Origin of the sequence: Collinsella sp. CLA-AA-H167, assembly GCF_040095305.1 — a bacterium.
In the GTDB taxonomy this organism is placed as follows: domain Bacteria; phylum Actinomycetota; class Coriobacteriia; order Coriobacteriales; family Coriobacteriaceae; genus Collinsella.
The window spans coordinates 1-978 of record NZ_JBBNGA010000027.1 but is presented as its reverse complement, the minus strand read 5'-3'; the positions used below and the strand labels follow the sequence as shown (position 1 = coordinate 978).

Annotated in this window: 1 protein-coding gene and 1 pseudogene; both read right to left on the bottom strand. The window is 67.6% G+C overall.

Annotation, left to right across the window (positions count from 1 at the left end; genetic code table 11):
- Positions 1 to 320: pseudogene (locus tag AAAT03_RS09845) on the bottom strand (hypothetical protein); the annotation flags it as partial.
- 197 nt (positions 321 to 517) lie between these two features.
- On the bottom strand, positions 518 to 978 hold a 461-nt coding region (locus AAAT03_RS09840), incomplete at its 5' end, for a helix-turn-helix domain-containing protein (protein WP_349103230.1).

The following is a 978-nucleotide window of genomic DNA, read 5'->3' as shown; positions in this document are numbered from 1 at the left end:
GCCATGTCGGGCGTGGTCGATATGTCGCTCGCCACGATCTCCTTGGTGCAGAAGTCCAGCGTCGGGGCCCAGTAGGCCTTGCCGCCCGCCACCTTGAACTCGGTGACGTCCGTTCCCAGCTTCCGCCACGGGGCCCCGGCGTCGAAATCCCTCGCGATCACGTTCTCGAACGTCCTGCCGACGACGCCCCTGTACGAGTTGTACCTGTGGTAGGCCGTCTCGCGTCTGATACCGCAGCGAATCCCCATCTCGCGCATCATCTTGAGCACGGTCTTGTCGGCTATCACGGCCCCCTCTTCCGCCCTGAGGCACATCGCTATCTGCCGGTGCCCGCAGCCGTTGGCGGTGCGCGAGAAGATCTCGGCGGCCGCCTCCCAGAGCTCGGGGCGCGTGGGCCTCGGCGGGTGCGCGAGGGCGTAGTAGTAGGTCGACCGCTTGAGCTCGGCGCATGCGAGCAGGTGCCCGAGCGCGTGCCCCTCGGCGCGCAGGGCCGCGACCGCTTCGGCCTTCGCCCTGGTCAGAGCCCGTCCCTCTCGACCAGGGCGCGTAATTTTTTTAGGTAGGCCACCTCGGCCTCGAGCCTACGGCACCGCTCCTCGAGCTCCTCCTCGCGGGTCCGCGGCCTCGCCTTGGAACCCTTCGGCCGGCCCTTGGGCCTCGGGCGCAGGGCCTCCGCGCCGCCCCGGCGGTATAGCGCGCACCACTTCTTGAGCGGCGACATCGACATTATGCCGAACGCCGCCATCGCCTCGGTCTTCGTCATGCCGCCGTCGACGACGGCGGAGGCGGCGGCGACCTTCTGCTCGTATGTGTACCTGCCCTGCTTTCCGTCCATGCGCAGCAGCACCTCGCTCCCGAATGCGCGGTATATCTCCTGCCATCTTCTCACGGCTTCCACGGGAAGCGAAAGGGCAATCGCGGCAGATTTATACCCGTGCCCGAGCTCGAAGAGCCCTATGGCCGCCTTCCTGGCCTCGA